15 protein-coding genes and 2 pseudogenes are annotated in these 17954 nt (G+C 66.5%); 6 read left to right on the forward strand and 11 right to left on the reverse strand.

Going from position 1 to position 17954, the window contains the following annotated elements; genetic code table 11:
* Window positions 1-72 precede the first annotated feature (72 nt).
* The 4 genes from B7G54_RS32925 to B7G54_RS32940 form a co-directional block, all read right to left on the reverse strand.
* A complete protein-coding gene (locus tag B7G54_RS32925; RefSeq protein WP_085042907.1) occupies window positions 73-669 on the reverse strand; it encodes an FMN-dependent NADH-azoreductase in 597 nt (198 codons plus the stop codon).
* Between the two features lie 147 nt (window positions 670-816).
* Window positions 817-2616, reverse strand: coding sequence for a M61 family metallopeptidase (locus tag B7G54_RS32930; RefSeq protein ID WP_085042908.1), 1800 nt, complete (start codon window positions 2614-2616; stop codon window positions 817-819).
* Between the two features lie 105 nt (window positions 2617-2721).
* Window positions 2722-3450 (reverse strand): DsbC family protein, encoded by a 729-nt coding sequence (locus B7G54_RS32935; protein WP_085042909.1) that lies wholly within the window; start codon window positions 3448-3450, stop codon window positions 2722-2724.
* Window positions 3451-3540: 90 nt separating this feature from the next.
* Entirely contained in the window at window positions 3541-4719 is a 1179-nt protein-coding gene (locus B7G54_RS32940) for a UbiH/UbiF family hydroxylase (RefSeq protein WP_085042910.1), read from the reverse strand.
* Window positions 4720-4965: 246 nt separating this feature from the next.
* On the opposite strand from B7G54_RS32940, the gene ychF reads away from it, so the two are divergent.
* From ychF to B7G54_RS40270, 3 genes and pseudogenes are all read left to right on the forward strand, one after another.
* A complete protein-coding gene (gene ychF, locus B7G54_RS32945) occupies window positions 4966-6060 on the forward strand; it encodes a redox-regulated ATPase YchF (RefSeq protein WP_085042911.1) in 1095 nt (364 codons plus the stop codon).
* Between the two features lie 311 nt (window positions 6061-6371).
* Window positions 6372-6857: pseudogene (locus B7G54_RS32950) on the forward strand (lysozyme); the annotation flags it as partial.
* Window positions 6858-6893: 36 nt separating this feature from the next.
* A pseudogene (locus tag B7G54_RS40270) lies at window positions 6894-7292 on the forward strand (lysozyme inhibitor LprI family protein).
* A 138-nt stretch (window positions 7293-7430) separates the two neighbouring features.
* Here the strand turns inward: B7G54_RS40270 and gabP are convergent.
* From gabP to B7G54_RS32970, 3 genes are all read right to left on the reverse strand, one after another.
* Window positions 7431-8822: a GABA permease gene (gene gabP / locus B7G54_RS32960; RefSeq protein ID WP_085042912.1), complete on the reverse strand. Its 1392-nt coding sequence runs from the start codon at window positions 8820-8822 to the stop codon at window positions 7431-7433.
* 414 nt (window positions 8823-9236) lie between these two features.
* Window positions 9237-9581 (reverse strand): MmcQ/YjbR family DNA-binding protein, encoded by a 345-nt coding sequence (locus B7G54_RS32965; protein ID WP_085042913.1) that lies wholly within the window; start codon window positions 9579-9581, stop codon window positions 9237-9239.
* Between the two features lie 81 nt (window positions 9582-9662).
* Window positions 9663-10982 (reverse strand): MFS transporter, encoded by a 1320-nt coding sequence (locus tag B7G54_RS32970; RefSeq protein ID WP_085042914.1) that lies wholly within the window; start codon window positions 10980-10982, stop codon window positions 9663-9665.
* A 193-nt stretch (window positions 10983-11175) separates the two neighbouring features.
* Here B7G54_RS32970 and gcvA point away from each other — a divergent pair, with 193 nt between their 5' ends.
* The 3 genes from gcvA (at window position 11176) to ettA (ending at window position 14338) form a co-directional block, all read left to right on the forward strand.
* Entirely contained in the window at window positions 11176-12093 is a 918-nt protein-coding gene (gene gcvA, locus B7G54_RS32975) for a transcriptional regulator GcvA (protein WP_085042915.1), read from the forward strand.
* A gap of 82 nt (window positions 12094-12175) precedes the next feature.
* A complete protein-coding gene (locus B7G54_RS32980; protein ID WP_085042916.1) occupies window positions 12176-12484 on the forward strand; it encodes a DUF3761 domain-containing protein in 309 nt (102 codons plus the stop codon).
* 186 nt (window positions 12485-12670) lie between these two features.
* Window positions 12671-14338, forward strand: coding sequence for an energy-dependent translational throttle protein EttA (ettA, locus tag B7G54_RS32985; RefSeq protein WP_085042917.1), 1668 nt, complete (start codon window positions 12671-12673; stop codon window positions 14336-14338).
* Window positions 14339-14474: 136 nt separating this feature from the next.
* On the opposite strand, the gene B7G54_RS32990 is transcribed toward ettA, so the two are convergent.
* From B7G54_RS32990 to B7G54_RS33005, 4 genes are read right to left on the reverse strand one after another with little or no spacing between them, the layout of a single operon-like run.
* Window positions 14475-15098, reverse strand: coding sequence for an HAD family hydrolase (locus tag B7G54_RS32990; protein WP_085042918.1), 624 nt, complete (start codon window positions 15096-15098; stop codon window positions 14475-14477).
* Window positions 15095-15646 carry an isochorismatase family protein gene (locus B7G54_RS32995; protein WP_085042919.1) on the reverse strand — a complete coding sequence of 184 codons (552 nt, stop codon included), beginning with the start codon at window positions 15644-15646 and terminating at the stop codon, window positions 15095-15097. Before B7G54_RS32995 ends, B7G54_RS32990 begins: the two co-directional genes overlap by 4 nt.
* Before the next feature lie 54 nt (window positions 15647-15700).
* On the reverse strand, window positions 15701-17515 hold the full coding sequence (locus B7G54_RS33000) for an aminopeptidase P family protein (protein WP_085042920.1): 1815 nt from the start codon (window positions 17513-17515) through the stop codon (window positions 15701-15703).
* Window positions 17516-17533: 18 nt separating this feature from the next.
* Complete coding sequence (locus B7G54_RS33005; RefSeq protein ID WP_085042921.1) at window positions 17534-17788, reverse strand: hypothetical protein; 255 nt, start codon at window positions 17786-17788, stop codon at window positions 17534-17536.
* Window positions 17789-17954 lie beyond the last annotated feature (166 nt).

Below are 17954 nucleotides of genomic sequence, written 5' to 3' on the forward strand. Positions count from 1 at the left end.
ACGCCGCGCCCCTTTCGGGACGCGGCGTTTTTTTTCGGACGATACAGCGGGCGCGGCGCACCCGCATCGACCTTACGCGGCGGCGATCGCTTCGCGTGCGCTGGCGAGCGCGGCGCTCTGCGCATCCGGCCCGAGGTTCAGGCCTTCCGCGAAGATGAAGCTCACGTCGGTCATGCCGACGAAGCCGAGGAACGTGCGCAGGTACGGGGTCTGGCTGTCGTTCGGCGTACCGGCGTACTTGCCGCCACGCGCCGTCACCACGTGAACCTTCTTGCCCTTGATCAGGCCTTCCGGACCGTTCTCGGTATAGCGGAACGTGACGCCTGCCCGCGCGATCCAGTCGAAGTACGTCTTCAGTTGCGACGAGATGCCGAAGTTGTACATCGGTGCGCCGATCACGATGATGTCGGCGGCTTGCAGCTCGGCGATCAGGGTATCGCTCTTCGCGACGATCGCATTCTGCTCCGCGGTGCGGTTCTCGGCCGGCGTGAAGAACGCGCCAAGCACCGATTCGTCGAGGTGCGGCAGCGCATCGGCCAGCAGGTCGCGAACCACGACCTTCGCGCCGGGGTTCGATTGTTGCAGTTTTGCCGTCAGCTCGTTGGCCAGCAGCGTGGATTGCGCACCTTGCGAACGTGCCGCGGAATTGATTTGCAGAATGGTCGTCATGTCAGGCTCCAGTAGGGTTGCGCTTTGGTAGCGCGAGTGACCCCATTGTGCGTGGCCGCATGACCGCGAAAAAGCGGGCTCAGGGCGACGGATTGTTGCAACAGCGAAACAATCCTCGATCGCGCCCCGATACCTGCCTCTGTACGCTCACCCCTTCAGCCAGGCCTCCCGGGCCTTCGAGACGGCGGCCGGCTTCGCGGCTGCCGCCAACCGGTAGCGCGTGACTTCCGGGCCGTCGAGCTTCAGTTTGACGGTACGCAGTTCGTCGCGGCGGAACGCGTGAACCTCGACCTTGTCACCCGGCCGGTAGCGCGCGAGCAGCGCGTCGAGGTTGGTACCCGTGACGCGCAGCCCGTCGACCGCGATTAGCGTATCGCCAGCCGACAGCCCCGCGCGATGTGCGGCGCCGCCTTCGTAGACGGCCGCGAACGTGCAGTCCGCGCCGCCGCGCAGGCGCGCGCCGATCGTCGGCTTCGCGGCCGCGCCGTTCGCGACATCGGGCGCGAGCGTCACGCCGAACGGCGCGAACAGCTCGGCGAGCGGCAGGTCGCGCGTGCCGTGGACGGCATCGGTGAACAGGCGGCCGAGCGCGACGCCCGTCGCCTCTTCGATCAGTGCCTCGACTTCGTTTTCCTCGACACCCGCCTGCTTGCCGCGGTAGAAATCGCGGCCGTACCGTTGCCACAGCAAGCGCATCACGTCGTCGAGCGACTTCTTGCTGCGCGTCTGCGCGCGAATCGCGAGATCGAAGGCGAGCGCGACGAGCGAACCCTTCGTGTAGTAGCTGACGATCGCGTTGGTCGCGTTCTCGTCCTGGCGGTAGTACTTGATCCATGCGTCGAACGAGCTTTCCGCGACGCTTTGCTTGAGCCGGCCCGTACCGCGCAGCACGCCGCCCACCGTGCGGCCGAGCGCCGCGAAATATTCGTCCTGCGACATCAGCCCGCTGCGCACGAGCATCAGGTCGTCGTAATACGACGTGAAGCCTTCGAACAGCCACAGCAGCGACGTGTAGTTTTCCTTCGTCAGGTCGTACGGCACGAACGCCGCCGGCTTGATGCGCTTCACGTTCCACGTGTGGAAGTACTCGTGGCTGCAGAGACCAAGATACGTGCGATAGCCTTCCGTCGTTTCGGGCCGCCCCTTCACCGGCAGGTCGGTGCGGTTGCAGATCAACGCGGTCGACGCGCGATGCTCGAGGCCGCCATAGCCGTCACTGACCGCCAGCGTCATGAACACGTAGCGCTCCATCGGCGCTTTCTTCGATTTCGGCTCGAACAGCGCGATCTGCGCTTCGCACACGCGCTTCAGGTCGGTGCGCAGGCGCTCCAGGTCGAGCTGCGTCACGCGCCCCGCGATCACGATGTCGTGCGGCACGCCATGCGCGTCGAACGTCGCAAGCGCGAATTCGCCGATCGTCACCGGATGGTCGGAAAGCTCGTCGTAGTTCGACGCGCGGTACGCGCCAAACCCGTAGCGCTTCGTGCCGCGCGCTTCGGGCAGCGCGGTGCCGACGCGCCACGTGCGGAACGCCATGCCGGCCGGTTTCGCGATGTCGACTTCACACGGCGCGTCCTCGCGGCCGGCGACGCTCAGGAACACGGCCGTCGCGTTGAAGAAGCCGCCCGATTCGTCGAGATACGCGGAGCGCACCGACAGGTCCCACGCATACACGTCGTAGCGCAGCGTCAGCGCGCCGTTCACAGGTGCGGCCTGCCACGTGTGCTTGTCGGTCTTCGCGATCCGCACCTTGCGGCCCGCGTCGTTGAATGCGCCGAGCGTCACGATGTTGCGCGCGAACTCGCGCACGAGGTAGCTGCCCGGAATCCACACCGGCAGCGAGAAGCGCTGGCCTTCGGGATCGGGATCGGCGACCGTCACCGATACTTCGAACAGGTGCGCGGCAAGATCTTTCGGGACAATCGAATAGCGGATCGGCTGGGTCATCGTGGCAATCGGTCGGTCGAATACGGCGGCGAAAACGAAGAGAGGCGCCGGCAGATCATGCGGGCGCCCCTCGCTGGCCGGGCCATGTGCCCGGCGTGTGGTCGGTTACTTGCTCGAGGCGAGCGCCTGGTTGAGCTGGTCGGCCGACACTGCGCCCGGCAGGCGCCGACCGTCCGGCAGGAAGATCGTCGGCGTGCCCGTCACGTTCATCCCGCGGCCGAGCGCGAGGTTCTTGTCGAGCGCGGTGGTATCGCAGGTACCGGCGCCGGACGGTGCGTGATGGTCGAGCATCCAGCTCTGCCACGTTTTCGCGCGATCGGTCGCGCACCAGATCGCCTTCGACTTCGCGGTCGAATCCGGCGACAGCACCGGGTACAGGAACGTGTAGACGGTCACGTTGTCGACCGACTGCAGCGTCGTCTCGAGCTTCTTGCAGTACGGGCAGTTCGGATCGGAGAACACCGCGATCTTGCGGGCACCGTTGCCCTTGACGACCTTGATCGCATTCGCGAACGGCAGGCTCGCGAAGTCGATCTTGTTGATTTCGGACAGGCGTGCGTCGGTCAGGTTCTTGTGCGTCTTGGCGTCGACGAGATCGCCGAGCAGCACGTAGTCGCCCGCCGCATCGCTATAGATGATCTGCGAGCCGAGGTTCACTTCGTAAAGGCCCGCGACCGGCGATTTCGACACGCTCTTGATCGGCGCGTCGTTGCCGAGGCGGGCCTGCAGCGTGGCTTTCAGCTTGTCGGTGGTCTGGTCGGCCTGCGCGGTGCAGCCAAGCGTCGCCATCGTGACGGCCAGCGCCAACGACGCGATGCGGATCGTTTTTTTCATCGAAATCTTCCTTCAGCTCAATCGGAGTGCACGGCACAGTGTACGCCGTAACGGAACCGTGTCCGACCGGCGAAGCGGCCGAAGGTTCGATCAACCGAGCGCGGCCGACACGAGCCAGCGCTTCACGAGCGGCTGCGCACCGACGAACGCCATGCCTGCATTGCGCACGGCCTTCGCGAGCGAGCCCGGCACCGCGAACAGCCGCTGCAGCCCGTCGGTCGCAACCATCAACGCGCGGATGTCCTCGCGGCGCGAACGCTCGTAGCGGCGCAGCAGCACCGTATCGCCGAGGTTGCGGAAGCTTTCCTTGCTCGCGATCGCGTCGGCCAGCGCCGCCACATCGCGCAGCCCGAGGTTCATCCCCTGCCCCGCGAGCGGGTGGATCAGGTGCGCGGCATCGCCGACGAGCGCGACGCGCGGCGCGATCAGCTTGTCGACCGTCTGCAGCGCCAGCGGGAAGCCGGCGGCCGGCGTCACGCAATCGAGCGTACCGACCTGGCCCTGAGACACGCGCTCGACCTCGGCCGCGAGTTGCGCCGGATCGAGTGCGAGCAATTCGTCCGCATGCGCGGTATGCGCGGACCAGACGAGCGACACATGGCCGTCCGGCAGCGGCAGCAGCGCGACGATCTCGCCTTCGTGGAACCACTGGTAGGCCGTCTCGCGATGCGGCAGCGATGCCTTGAAGTTCGCGACGACGCCGGTTTGCCGGTAGTCGCGCCGTTCGACTTTGGCCCCCATTTGCGAGCGCACCCACGAATGCGCGCCGTCCGCGCCGACGACGAGGTCCGCCTCCAGCACCTGCCCCGACGACAGCGTGAGCACGGCCGCGTCGTCGCGCACGTCGAAGCCCTGTGCGCGCGCATCGAACCACGTGAGGTTCGGCTGGAACCGCAGCGCGGCGTCGAGCGACGCCTCGACCAGCGACGATTCGGCGATCCACGCGAGTTGGGGCACGGAGGCCTGGTACGCGGAGAAATGCAGTTCCGCGTGCGCATCGCCGTACACGCGCATGTCGTACACCGGTGCGAGCCGGCCGTGGTCGAGCGCCTGCCAGACCCGCAGCCGCTCGAGCAAGGCCTGCGAACTGGAGGACAGCGCGTAGACGCGCGTGTCGAATGCGAGATCGGCGGGGCGCGGCGTGGCCGGCTGGGCGAGCAAGGCAGTCTTGTAGCCGGACTGGGTCAGCGCGAGCGCGGCCGTCTTGCCGACGAGCCCGCCGCCGACCACGGCGACATCGAAGGTGTGGTGGACAGTCATGGCGGGCATTATAGCCGCGGGGCCAAACCCTTACGCAGCCGGACTTTGCGGGAAATCAGCAGAATCGCAGGCCGATGCGGCAGCGCGGCGGCCCGTCGCATCGGCCGTTCGGCGCCAGCCCGGAATCCGGTGCGTCGGCACGGTACAATAGCGTCTTTGACCGTCGGCCCGCCGCGCCCCAAGCGCCGGCCGCCCTTTTTTCCCGCGCCGCCGTGCCCTGTCCGGCCGCGCCGCCACACCCGTCCGAAGGATTCCATGAGTCTCAAATGCGGCATCGTCGGCTTGCCCAACGTCGGCAAGTCCACTCTGTTCAATGCGCTGACCAAGGCCGGCATCGCCGCCGAGAACTACCCGTTCTGCACGATCGAGCCGAACGTCGGCATCGTCGAAGTGCCCGATACACGCCTGAAGGCGCTCTCCGAGATCGTCAAGCCGGAGCGTATCGTGCCGGCCGTCGTCGAATTCGTCGACATCGCGGGCCTCGTCGCAGGCGCAAGCAAGGGTGAAGGCCTCGGCAACCAGTTCCTCGCGAACATCCGCGAAACCGACGCGATCACGCACGTCGTGCGCTGCTTCGAGGACGAGAACGTCATTCACGTCGCCGGCAAGGTCAGCCCGATCGACGACATCGAAGTGATCAACACCGAACTCGCACTCGCCGACCTCGGCACTGTCGAGAAAGCGCTCACGCGCTATTCGAAGGCCGCGAAGTCGGGCAACGACAAGGAAGCGGCGAAGCTCGTCGCGGTGCTCGAGAAGGTGCGCGCGCAGCTCGACCAGGGCAAGGCCGTGCGCGGCCTCGCGCTGTCGGACGACGAACAGGCGCTGCTCAAGCCGTTCTGCCTGATTACCGCGAAGCCGACGATGTACGTCGCCAACGTGAAGGACGACGGCTTCGAGAACAATCCGCACCTCGATGCGGTGCGCAAGTACGCGGAAAGCGAGAATGCACCGGTCGTGGCCGTGTGTGCGGCGATCGAAGCGGAAATCGCCGATCTCGACGACGCTGACAAGGAAGCATTCCTCGCCGACATGGGCATGGAAGAGCCGGGCCTCGACCGCGTGATCCGCGCGGGCTTCAAGCTGCTCGGCCTGCAGACCTACTTCACCGCGGGCGTGAAGGAAGTGCGTGCGTGGACGATCCATATCGGCGACACGGCACCGCAGGCGGCCGGCGTGATCCACACCGACTTCGAGCGCGGCTTCATCCGTGCGCAGACGATCGCGTTCGGCGACTTCGTCACGTACAAGGGCGAGCAAGGCGCGAAGGAAGCCGGCAAGATGCGCGCGGAAGGGAAGGAATATGTCGTGCACGACGGCGACGTGATGAACTTCCTGTTCAACGTCTGAGCGAATAACCCCGGCGTACTGCAATTCGCGGAAACGAAAACCCCTTGCGGCCTCGGCGCCGCAAGGGGTTTTTTGTTTTTATGTGTCCCGCGTCGTTCAACTCGAGTTGACTGACTGTAACCATTTTGTCGAGGGTATTGTCACCCAGACCAGGCATCTCAGCCCCCGAAAGTGGAGTGGCCTGCAACGGTCGAGCGTAGCGCCCTGCGCAGTACGGGGCGCCACAACCTTCTTGTCGTAACAGCCCGATGATAAAGTGCCCTGCCCTCGTGACCGTCGTGAGCCCGGAAAAAAGCACTGAGAGGACAAGGATGGCAAACGAAAACATGCGCCTGAGCGAAGCCGGCTGGGCGGCGTTGTGTGATCGCGAACAAGCGGTCATGCACTATTACAACGATCAGGCGAACAACTGTACCTTCGGCGTGGGAACGCTCGCGCACAGTGGACCATGCACACCCGAGTAATTGCGCCGCCCGGTAACTCCAGCACAGGCTAATGCGCAGTTGGCGGCCCGCGTGAGCACCGCAGAATCTCAAGTGCGCAGGAGCGTCACACAGCGCGAACTCACACAGGCGCAATTCGATGGGCTGGTCAGCTATACCTATAACGCTGGCAATACCGGCACACTGGCGGCGTTGTAGTCCGCGAATCAAAACAATGATACGGGTGTCGTATCGCACATGAACCAGCGCCTCTACATCCACCCGCGCGACGCCCAAGGGCGCCGCCTTCGCGCAATTCGATCGAACGGCCTGGTTAACCGCCGACGCCTGGAATCCGTACCGTTCCAACCCCAGAGGACGCGACGAAAAAAGCACTGCCTATTGCTGTTCATGGTGGTGTCGGCGACGGCGTTCGCAGACCAGACACCGGCCGACGAGATATCGGCGCGCAGCGGGTTACCGGCCAGCGACGTTGCCGCACTGCTCAACAACTGCGACTCGAGCCAAACCAGCATGAATTTCTGCGCCTGACGCGACCAGATCGTCGCCGAGCGCGAACTACAGAAAGTCGTCGACAAGCAGGTCAGCGAACACCCGGATCGTAAAGCGTCGCTCGAGGTACGTATCTCAAAATGGAAGAAGGCGCGAGACGCATCCTGCGAAAAGTCGGCTCACAAGGAATGGGGTGACGGCTCGACGCTTCCTGCGGCGAAGGCGATCTGCGCAACGGCATCGACAAAGAAGATGGCGAAGAAATTGTCGGCAACTGGCAAGCGGAAACCATCCTGATACGAGGATGCCGGCACGCCGGAGTGTCGCTGCTGAAATCCGCTGGTGAGTTCAGAAAACCAAATGGCCCGAACCGGCATTCGCCGATCGGGCCATTTTTCATGACGGGGCGTTCCCGCCCGCCATCACTTCACTCCATCAGGTCGCCGACACGCGCCGCACTTCACTCGCCTGCGCATCGCGGCCACGCTTGTTCAACCACGACGCCAGCAGCACGATCAACGCCAACACGGCAGTCGCACCCACTTCCATCCGGTGATCCTCACTGACGAACATCACGGTGAGCGTGCCGCAGATGAACAGGATCACGGCCCACGTGAGCCACGGGAACAGCCACATCCGCAGCGTCAGGTCCGCGCCGCTCGATTCGAGCGTCTTGCGCATCCGCAACTGCGAGATCGCGATCACGAGATACACGAGCAGCGCGATCGCACCCGACGTCGCAAGCAGGAAGCCGAACACCTGCTCCGGCATCAGGTAGTTCGCGATCACGGTCAGGAAGCCGAACGCGGTCGACGCGAGCACGGCCGCGCGCGGCGTGCCGGTCGAATCGGTGCGGTGCAGGAACGCCGGCGCATCCTTGCGCTTGGACAGCGAGAACAGCATCCGCGACGCGGTGTACAGCGCCGAATTCAGGCAGCTCGCAACCGACACGAGCACGATCACGTCGATGATCGCCTTCGCATTCGGAATGCCGATCAGTTCCATCGCGCGCTGATACGAACCGTGCTTCGGCAGCAGCGGGTCGTTCCACGGCACGATGGCCGCGACGACGAGAATCGAGCCGAGATAGAACAGCGTGATACGCCAGATCACCGAGTTGGTCGCGCGCACGATCTGGCGTTGCGGGTTGTCCGATTCCGCAGCCGCAATCGTCACGATCTCGGTGCCGAGGAACGAGAACATCGTCGTCAGCATCGCCGCGAGCACCGCGCCCGCGCCGTGCGGCATGAAGCCGTCATGCACGAACAGGTTCGACACGCCCGACACGGCGGGGGCAGGAATGATGCCGACGATCGCCGCGCCGCCGATGCACAGGAACACGACGATCGCGATGACCTTGATCAGCGCGAACCAGAATTCGAATTCGCCGTAGTTCTTGACCGAGAAGAGGTTGGTCACCGTCAGCACCAGCGTGATGCCGAGCGCGAAGACCCAGGTCGCGACGCCGGGGAACCACGCATTGAGGATGGTCGCGGCGGCGGTCGCCTCGATCGGGATCACGAGCACCCAGAACCACCAGTACAGCCAGCCGATCGAAAAACCGGCCCAGTGGCCGATCGCGCGATCGGCATAGGTGGAGAACGAACCGCTGTCCGGATGCGCGACGGCCATCTCGCCGAGCATGCGCATCACCAGCACGACCAGCACCCCCGCGATCGCATACGCGAGGATCGACGCCGGGCCGGCTTCCGCGATGGCATGGCCGGAGCCGACGAACAAACCCGCGCCGATCACGCCGGCAATCGACATCATCGTCACGTGCCGCTGCTTCAGGCCCGTACCGAGGCCTGTGTTGCTTCCACTCATCTGTCTCTCTCCAAAAAACGGTTCCGGTATGGCCGGGTATCGCGTGAAGGCAGCACGGAGGATTGTGGTTCTTGAGCCGGGCCGGATGCGGCACCTGCAGGGGATGCAGGCGCGAGCCGGATCGGGGGCCGTTCCGGAACGGTGCGCCGCGCAGTCTGCGAAGCTGCGGGTGCGATGCCGCGCGCAAGGCGCCGGCGCATCGCGTGCACCCATTCCGTCGGCTTTCGTCAGCTGCCTTCGAAGCGAAGGAGTGTAAGCATCAAACGGTTCTTCACTAAGAACCAATTGAAGAATTTCGATGGAACCACTTGTTGCATCGACGTCGATCGATGCAACGCTTGTCCCCGTTCGCAGCGGCTCGCGAGCGCGTCGAAGGCATCCGGCGACGCCGGCCAGCCAGCCGCAACCGGTGCATCAGCTCGTGCCGCGCGCCATCTCGTCGCGCCATTTGGCAGGGACGACGGCCTGCCATTCTCGCAGAAGCAGGTTTTTCACGGCGTCGGGCCGGGCCGCCGACAGACGCACCAGCACGATCGGCCAGCCGGCGTAGTGATCCGTCACGTAATACACGTCGGGTTCCGATTCGATCAGCCACGCGCGTTCGTCGGGGCCGACGCCTTTCACGACGAGCGTGTCGCCGTCCTCGCGCAGCCGCGCCAGCATCTTGCCCTTCACCTTGAGCGCGGGCGTGCCGTACGACGTGCCTTCCTCGACGCCGCGCCATGCCAGTGCGATCTGCCGGACTTCATCGAATGTCATGGAGCCTCCCGCCTGCAAGACTTCGGTTCACGATCCGGCCACCCTACCGGAATTCGCGAAGGCGCACCGTGGAAAGTGCGCCTATCCGCGCGCCGCACGTGCGGCCATCGACACACGCCCCGTCGTCGCGACGATCGCGAAGGCGATCGCATTCGCAGCGGCGCTCGCCAGGATCGGCACGAGATAGCCGCCGCCCGCGTCGTAGATGAAGCCGGCCGCGGTCGGCCCGATCAGCGTGCCGAATGCAACGCTCGTATAAAGCACGCCGATGATCCCGCTCACGTTGCGGCCGCCGAAGTAGTCCATCGCGACCGCCGGCAGTACGGCGACCCAGCCGCCGTAGAACACGCCGAACACGAGTGCGAACGCGGCGAGCGTCGCGACGGTGCCGGCACCCGCCCATGCGACAAGCGCGACGGCCATGCCCGCGAACATCGCGAGCAGCGATGCGCGGCGGCCGAAGCGATCGGCGAGGCCGCCGAGGAAGAAGCGGCCGGCCGTGCTGCCGACGCCGATCGCGCCGAGCAGCAGCACGGCGGTCGATGACGAGACGCCATGATCGAGCGCGTACGGCACGAGGTGAACGAACGGGACGAACACGCCGAACGAGCAGATGAGGCATGCCGCGTAGAGGCTCGCGAACGGACGCGACATGACAGCTTCGCGCACCGTCGCACCGGCAGACGCAGAAGCGGCAGCCGGCTTGCGACCCGCGGCGGCGGCAGACACCGAAGCCCTCGCATCGCGCTCGGTGACTTTCGCACCGCCGCCTTCGACGGGCTCACGCGCCGCCTCCCCGTCCGGCAGCAGCCCCCGGCCACGCGGATCGTTCTCGATCAACAGCGACATCCCCGCGCCGATCACGACCGCGATCACGGCCAGCGTGAAATACGCACCACGCCAGCCGGCGTGTGCGATCAGCGCGGACGCGAGCGGCGGCATCACCAGCGTGCCGACGCCGATCCCGGCGACCGCGAGCCCCGACGCAAAGCCGCGCCGGCGCACGAACCAGCGCTGCACGGCGCCGACGGCCGGCACGTATGCGCAGCCCACGCCGAGGCCGACGCCAAGACCGTACGCGGCATAGACCTGCACCAGCGTATGCGCGGCTCCGGCAGCCGCGAGCCCGGCGCCCGTCAGCAGCATCCCGGCAACAGCAAGCCGCCGCGAGCCGAAGCGGTCGGCAAGCGGCCCGCTGACGATGCCGAAACCGAAATACAGGAAGCCGGCGAGCGAGAATACGAGCGAGATCTGCCCGCGCGACGCGGCAAAATCCCGCTGCAGCGACTCGACGAACGCGCTGAACGTATACGCGCTGCCGAAACCGACGAACGTGACGGCGAACGCGGCCGCAACCACGTACCAGCCGTAGAAAAGGCGCGATGCGCCTGGGCGGTTCATGACGATGCTCCTCTCAGGTTCCACCGGCCGCCGGGCGGCATCCGGATTGCCTCATGGATATAGTTGAACTATGTTGATCGCATCGGCCGCCGACCGGCAGCCGCGAAGCATGCGATCCGATGCGTCAACGGTACTCGTGCGTACGCCTCGTCTCAAACGATATTTCGTCGGACTTTCGATTTAGAAAAACTGAATGAATCGTTCCCGCTTGCCGCCCCTCAACGCGCTGCGCGCATTCGAAGCGGCCGCCCGCCACCTGTCGGTGAAGGCGGCCGCCGAGGAGCTGTCGGTCACGCCCGGCGCGGTCAGCCAGATGATCCGCACGCTCGAGACGCATCTCGGCGTGCAACTGTTCGAGCGCGTCAACCGCGGCATCCTGCTCACGGCCGCCGGTCGCGACTACCTGCCGCCGGTGCGCAACGCGTTCAGGCAGATCGCCGATGCGTCGCAGCGCGTGTCGGGCGCCGCCGACAGCGGCGTGCTGACGGTGAGCGTCACGCCGTTCTTCGCATCCGCGTGGCTCGTCCCGCGCCTCGCCCGGTTCACGGAGGCTTGCCCGGACGTCGACCTGCAGGTCGTCACGAGCCACGCACTCGCGGATTTCTCGCGCGACGGTGTCGACGTCGCGATCCGCCATGGCCTCGGGCGCTACATCGGGCTGTGCAGCGAGCGCCTGCTGACGGTGGAGATCGTCGCGCTCGCGTCGCCCGGACTCGTTGCGCGGCTCGGCATGCCGGCGACGCCCGCCGATCTCGTCGGCTGGCCGCAGTTGCACGACGCCGAGCGCAAGGGCTGGCACATCTGGTTCGGCGCGCAGCGGATCGACGATTTCGGCCCGCCGCGCGGCCCCGCGTTCGACGACTCGGGCCTGTTGCTGCAGGCGATCGTCGCCGGCCAGGGTGCCGGGCTGCTGCCGGCCGCGATGGTACGCGGCGAGCTGGCAAGCGGCCGGCTCGTGCAGCTCGCCGACGTCGCATGGCTCGACGATTTCGCGTACTACCTCGTCTATCCGCCGCATCACGCGGAACGGCCGAAGGTCGCCGCTTTTCGCCGATGGATCCTCGACGCCGCGCAGGCCGACGGCGCGGCATCGATGTCGGGCGCGGCATAGCGGCGCTCCCCGAGCGACACCGATCCTCGGCCGATCGGCTAACATGCGGCCCGGCACCGATAACAACAGACCGAGTGAGACCATGCCTGCCCTGCTCCGCCGCGCGACGCGCATCGCGACCCTGTCCGCCGCTGTCTTCGTCGCGTGCGCGGCGCTGCCCCATCCGGCGCACGCGTACCGCGCACCGCCCGGCTACGGCAACGAAGCCGATCTCGACCGTCACGACACGTATCGCAACCGCGACGGCGAAACCGTGCACGCGCCGGCGCATTCGAAATCGGGCCGCGTGCCCGAAGGCGCGAGCGCACGCTGCCGCGACGGTACGTACAGCTTCAGCCGTCACCGGCGCGGCACGTGCTCGGGGCACGGCGGCGTCGCCGCGTGGCTGTGAGCAGGACCCTGGCCAAAAGGCCGGCATCGCGCCAGCGGCAACCGGCGGCGAAGTACAATAGCCGCTCGCGCCGCCGACACGCGGCGCCGCCGCGCCGCGCGCGGCACGCTCCGTACCGAATCACCCGACGCCGCCACGCCAGCGCGCTGCGCGGCAGTCTCAACCACTTCTGACTTTCACACCCAAATGGCCCAATACGTTTTCACGATGAACCGGGTCGGCAAGATCGTGCCGCCCAAGCGCCAGATCCTGAAGGACATCTCGCTGTCGTTCTTTCCCGGCGCGAAGATCGGCGTGCTCGGCCTGAACGGCTCGGGCAAGTCGACGCTGATCCGCATCATGGCGGGCGTCGACAAGGACATCGAAGGCGAAGCGACGCCGATGCCGAACCTGAACATCGGCTACCTGCCGCAGGAGCCGCAGCTCGACCCGACGAAGACGGTGCGCGAAGCCGTCGAGGAAGGCCTCGGCGACCTGTTCCAGGCCAACAAGAAGCTCGAGGAAATCTACGCGGCGTACGCGGAGCCGGACGCCGACTTCGACGCGCTCGCGGCCGAGCAGGCGAAGTACGAAGCGATCCTCGCGTCGAGCGACGGCGGCAGCCCCGAGCAGCAGCTCGAAGTGGCCGCCGACGCACTGCGCCTGCCGTCGTGGGACGCAAAGATCGAACACCTGTCGGGCGGTGAGAAGCGCCGCGTCGCGCTGTGCAAGCTGCTGCTCGAAAAACCCGACATGCTGCTGCTCGACGAACCGACCAACCACCTCGACGCGGAATCGGTCGACTGGCTCGAGCAGTTCCTGGTGCGCTTCCCGGGCACCGTCGTCGCGGTCACCCACGATCGCTACTTCCTCGACAACGCAGCCGAGTGGATTCTCGAACTCGACCGCGGCCACGGCATTCCGTGGAAGGGCAACTACAGCAGCTGGCTCGACCAGAAGGAAGAGCGCCTGAAGCAGGAAGAAGCGTCGGAATCGGCGCGCCAGAAGGCGATCAAGAAGGAACTGGAGTGGGTGCGCCAGAACCCGAAGGGCCGCCAGGCGAAGTCGAAGGCACGTATCGCGCGCTTCGAGGAGCTGAACAGCCAGGAATACCAGAAGCGCAACGAGACGCAGGAAATCTTCATCCCGGTCGGCGACCGCCTCGGCAATGAAGTGATCGAGTTCAAGAACGTCAGCAAGGCGTTCGGCGACCGCCTGCTGATCGACAACCTGAACCTGAAGATCCCGGCTGGCGCGATCGTCGGCATCATCGGCCCGAACGGCGCCGGCAAGTCGACGCTGTTCCGGATGCTGACGGGCAAGGAACAGCCGGATTCGGGCGAAGTCGTGATGGGGCCGACCGTGAAGCTCGCGTATGTCGACCAGAGCCGCGACGCGCTCGACGGCTCGAAGACGGTGTTCGAGGAAATCTCGGGCGGTGCTGACGTGCTGACGGTGGGCAAGTACGAAACGCCGTCGCGCGCGTACATCGGCCGCTTCAACTTCAAGGGCGGCGACCAGCAGAAGATCGTCGGCAACCTGTCCGGCGGTGAACGCGGCCGCCTGCACCTCGCGAAGACCCTGATCTCCGGCGGCAACGTGCTGCTGCTCGACGAACCGTCGAACGACCTCGACGTCGAAACGCTGCGCGCGCTGGAAGACGCGCTGCTCGAATTCGCGGGCTCGGTGATGGTGATCTCGCACGATCGCTGGTTCCTCGACCGGATCGCGACGCACATCCTCGCGTTCGAAGGCGATTCGCAGGTCACGTTCTTCGACGGCAACTACCAGGAGTACGAAGCCGACAAGCGTGCACGCCTCGGCGAGGAAGCCGCGAAGCCGAAGCGTCTGCGCTACAAGCCGATCAGCCGCTGACCGGCACGGCCCGGGTGCCCGGCCCTGCGGCAACGCAGGGCCGGTCGCCGAGGGTGGCCGCATCAGGATGCGGCACAACAAAAAGCGGGCCACTGGCCCGCTTTTTCTATCTGATGGCTGGCGGCTCGCCCGCCGCTTACGCGAGCGCGCCGAGTTCGCGCAGCCGCGCCTCGGTCGCCGCCGCACTCGTGTGATGAATGCCGTGCCAGTCGAGCGCCGTCGCGGCCGCGGCATTCTTCGCGTTGTCGTCGATGAACACGAGTTCGTGCGGCGCGATGCCCGGCAAGTGCGGCTCGATCCGCGCATGCATCTCGCGGTAGATCGCCGGATCGGGTTTCACGAGCTTCACACGGCCCGACACGACGATGTCCCTGAAACGCCGCAGCACCGGAAAGTTGTCCCACGCATACGGAAACGTCTGCGCGGACCAGTTCGTCAGCCCGAACAGCGGCATCCCCTGCGCCTCCAGCCGGTCGACGAGTGAGGCGCCCTCTTCGAGCACGCCGCCGATCATCTCGTGCCAACGTGCGTAGAACGCGCGGATCAGCGCCTCGTGTTCCGGGAACTTCGCGACGAGCTCGGCCGTGCCTTCCTCGATCGTCTGCCCGCCGTCCTGGCGGATCACCCAGTCCATCGCGCACACGTGCGTGAGGAACCAGCGACGCTCCGCGTCGTCGGGAATCAATTCCCGGTAAAGGTACTCCGGGCTCCAGTCGATCAGCACGCCGCCGAAATCGAACACCACGGCCTTGATCGTCATGCGAACTCCGTCGCCAGGATGTCCGCGAGCGGGCGTGGCGTCACCGGGTTGCCCGACAGCGAATTGTTTTGCCATACGAAGTGATGGTGCGCGACGATCTGCGCGGCCGACAGGTGCGTGCGCTCGTTCGTCGTATGCAGATCGGACACGACGGTCGTCCGGTAGCCGAGCAGCGCCGCGCGGCGCGCGGCCGAATCGACGCAGAACTCGGTTGCATAGCCGCAGATCAGCACCGAACGGATGCCATGGCGGTCGAGCTGCGCCGCGAGCGGCGTGTCGTGAAACGAGTCGCTCACCTGCTTGCGCACACGCCAGTCGTCGTTCCCGACGACCAGCCCCGCATGCAGTCCCCAGCCCAATGTGCCGGGCACGATGTCGTCGTCCGCATCGCCGTCGTGCTGCACGAAGCACACGGGCGCGTTCGCCGCGCGCGCCGCCGCCGTCAGCCGGTTGATGCCCGACACGACGTCGTCGAGCCGGTACGCGGGCTTCGCCCGCTGCACCAGACCGCGCTGCATGTCGACCACGATCACTGCTGTGTCCGCCATTGTTGTCCTCGATGTTGTTGTTCGATCGCTTTCCGGCCGCTATCGCACGTGGCGTCAGATCGGCTGCGTGCGCGTGTCGAGCCACGCCTTCGCGTCGCCGCTCAGGTGCCGGCCGACGCGCTCGCGCACCGTCGCGTGATACGTGTTCAGCCACGCGCGCTCGTCTTCGTGCAGCATCTCGATCAGCACGCAGCGCGTGTCGATCGGGCACAGCGTCAGCGTCTCGAATGCGAGGAAATCGCCGAATTCCGTCTGTCCGGCCGCGCGGTTCACGACCAGGTTCTCGATCCGGATGCCCCACTGGCCGGGACGGTACACGCCCGGCTCGATCGACGTGATCATGCCCTCTTCCATCGCCGTGTACGGCTCGGCCGGCGCGTAGTGCGAGATGACCTGCGGGCCTTCGTGCACGTTCAGGAAGTAGCCGACGCCATGCCCCGTGCCGTGGCCGTAGTCGAGCCCGGCCGCCCACATCGGCGCGCGCGCGATCGCGTCGAGCATCGGCGAGCGGATGCCGCGCGGGAAACGGGCGCGCGACAGCGCCATCATCGATTTCAGCACGATCGTGAAATCGCGCCGCTGCAGGTCGCTGACCGTGCCGACCGGCACGACGCGCGTGATGTCGGTCGTGCCCGTCACGTACTGGCCACCCGAATCGATCAGCAGCAGCCCGTCGCCGGCGATCGTCGCGTGCGACGCGGGCGTCGCATGGTAGTGCGGCATCGCGCCGTTCGCGTTGAAGCCGGCGATCGTCGCGAAGCTCGGCGACACATAGCCGGGGCGCCGTGCGCGCGCGGCCGTGAGTTTCTCCTCGATCGTCAGCTCGGTGATCGTCTCGCGGTTCACGGCCTGCTCGAACCAGGTGAAGAATTCCGCGAGTGCGGCGCCGTCGTGTTCCATCGTCACGCGCACGTGCTCGATCTCGGTGGACGTCTTGCGCGACTTCGCGAACGTCGACGGATTCACGGCCTCGACGAGCTTCACGCCGGCCGGCACGGCCTCGAGCGTGCCGAACGTCACGCGGCGCGGGTCGATCAACAGCGTCGCGCCGTCGGGCAGCGCCGCGAGTGCGGCGCGCGCGGCGTCGTAGGCACGAACGTCGACGCCATCCTGTGCAAGCGACGCGGCCAAGGCCGGCGACACCTTGCCGTCGGCGACGAACAGCGTCGCGCGATCGGCGCCGATCATTGCGTGCGCAACGAACACCGGGTTGAAGTTGACGTCGGCGCCGCGCAGGTTGAACAGCCAGGCGAGATCGTCGAGCGTCGACACGAAATGCCACTGCGCGCCCTGCGCACGCATCGCGCGGCGCACTTCGGCCAGCTTGCTCGCACGCGTCGCGTCGGCCTGCGGCGCCACGTGCTCGAACACCGCGTCGCCGGGCAGCCCCGGCCGCTCGGGCCAGATCGCGTCGAGCAGGTCGAGGTCGGTGCGCAGCGCGATGCCGCGCGCGTTCAGCGCGCCCGTCAGCCCGCGTGCGGCCGCGACGCCGAGCACGGCGCCGTCGACGCCGACCGTCGTACCCGCCGCCACGTTCTGCGCGAGCCAGTCGACGTGCGGCGCGCTCTGCTGCCCGCCCGTCATCTTCATCAGTTGCACGCCCGTGCCGGCCAGTTCGGCATCGGCCTGCACCCAGTAGCGGCTGTCGACCCACAGCCCCGCGAAATCCGCGGTCACGACCAGCGTGCCAACCGAGCCCGTGAAGCCTGACAGCCAGCGGCGGGCCTGCCAGCGCTCCGGCAGATACTCGGACAGATGGGGATCGGCGGACGGCACGAGATAGGCGGCCAGGTCCTCGCGGGCCATGGCGCCACGCAGCAGCGCGAGGCGGGCCGGCACCGGCGAGACTTCGGGAAGACGGGCATTCATGATTTCACCTGAGAGCATTCAGCGACGGGCCGACAGCGCGACCGTCACGGCTACGGCGAGGAACGCGACACCGGTGCAGACCGGCCATTCGAGCGTCTCGCCATCGTAAAACAGTCCAGAGAGATTGCCGGCCATGCGGGCCGAGGCCGCGCCGACGATGCCGGCGAGCACCGCGATCCACCACGCCGGCCGGCCTGTGCGCCGCATCGGATGCAGCCATCGGCCGAACAGCCCGACGGCCGCTCCCAGGACAAGGATTCCAAACCAGTTCATTCGACGCCTTCTATAAATTCAGATTCGTCCCATAGGCGTGAACGTTGCCAGCGGCTAGCATCGATTCATCCATCGAACCCGAGACCAGCCGGGTGCCGCGAACATTCGAGTGTAGGGGCCGACTCGACGTTATGGCAAGCGCGCACCGGCTGCCGTATTGAAGAAA

Origin of the sequence: Burkholderia puraquae (assembly GCF_002099195.1) — a bacterium.
Classification (GTDB): Bacteria; Pseudomonadota; Gammaproteobacteria; order Burkholderiales; family Burkholderiaceae; genus Burkholderia; species Burkholderia puraquae.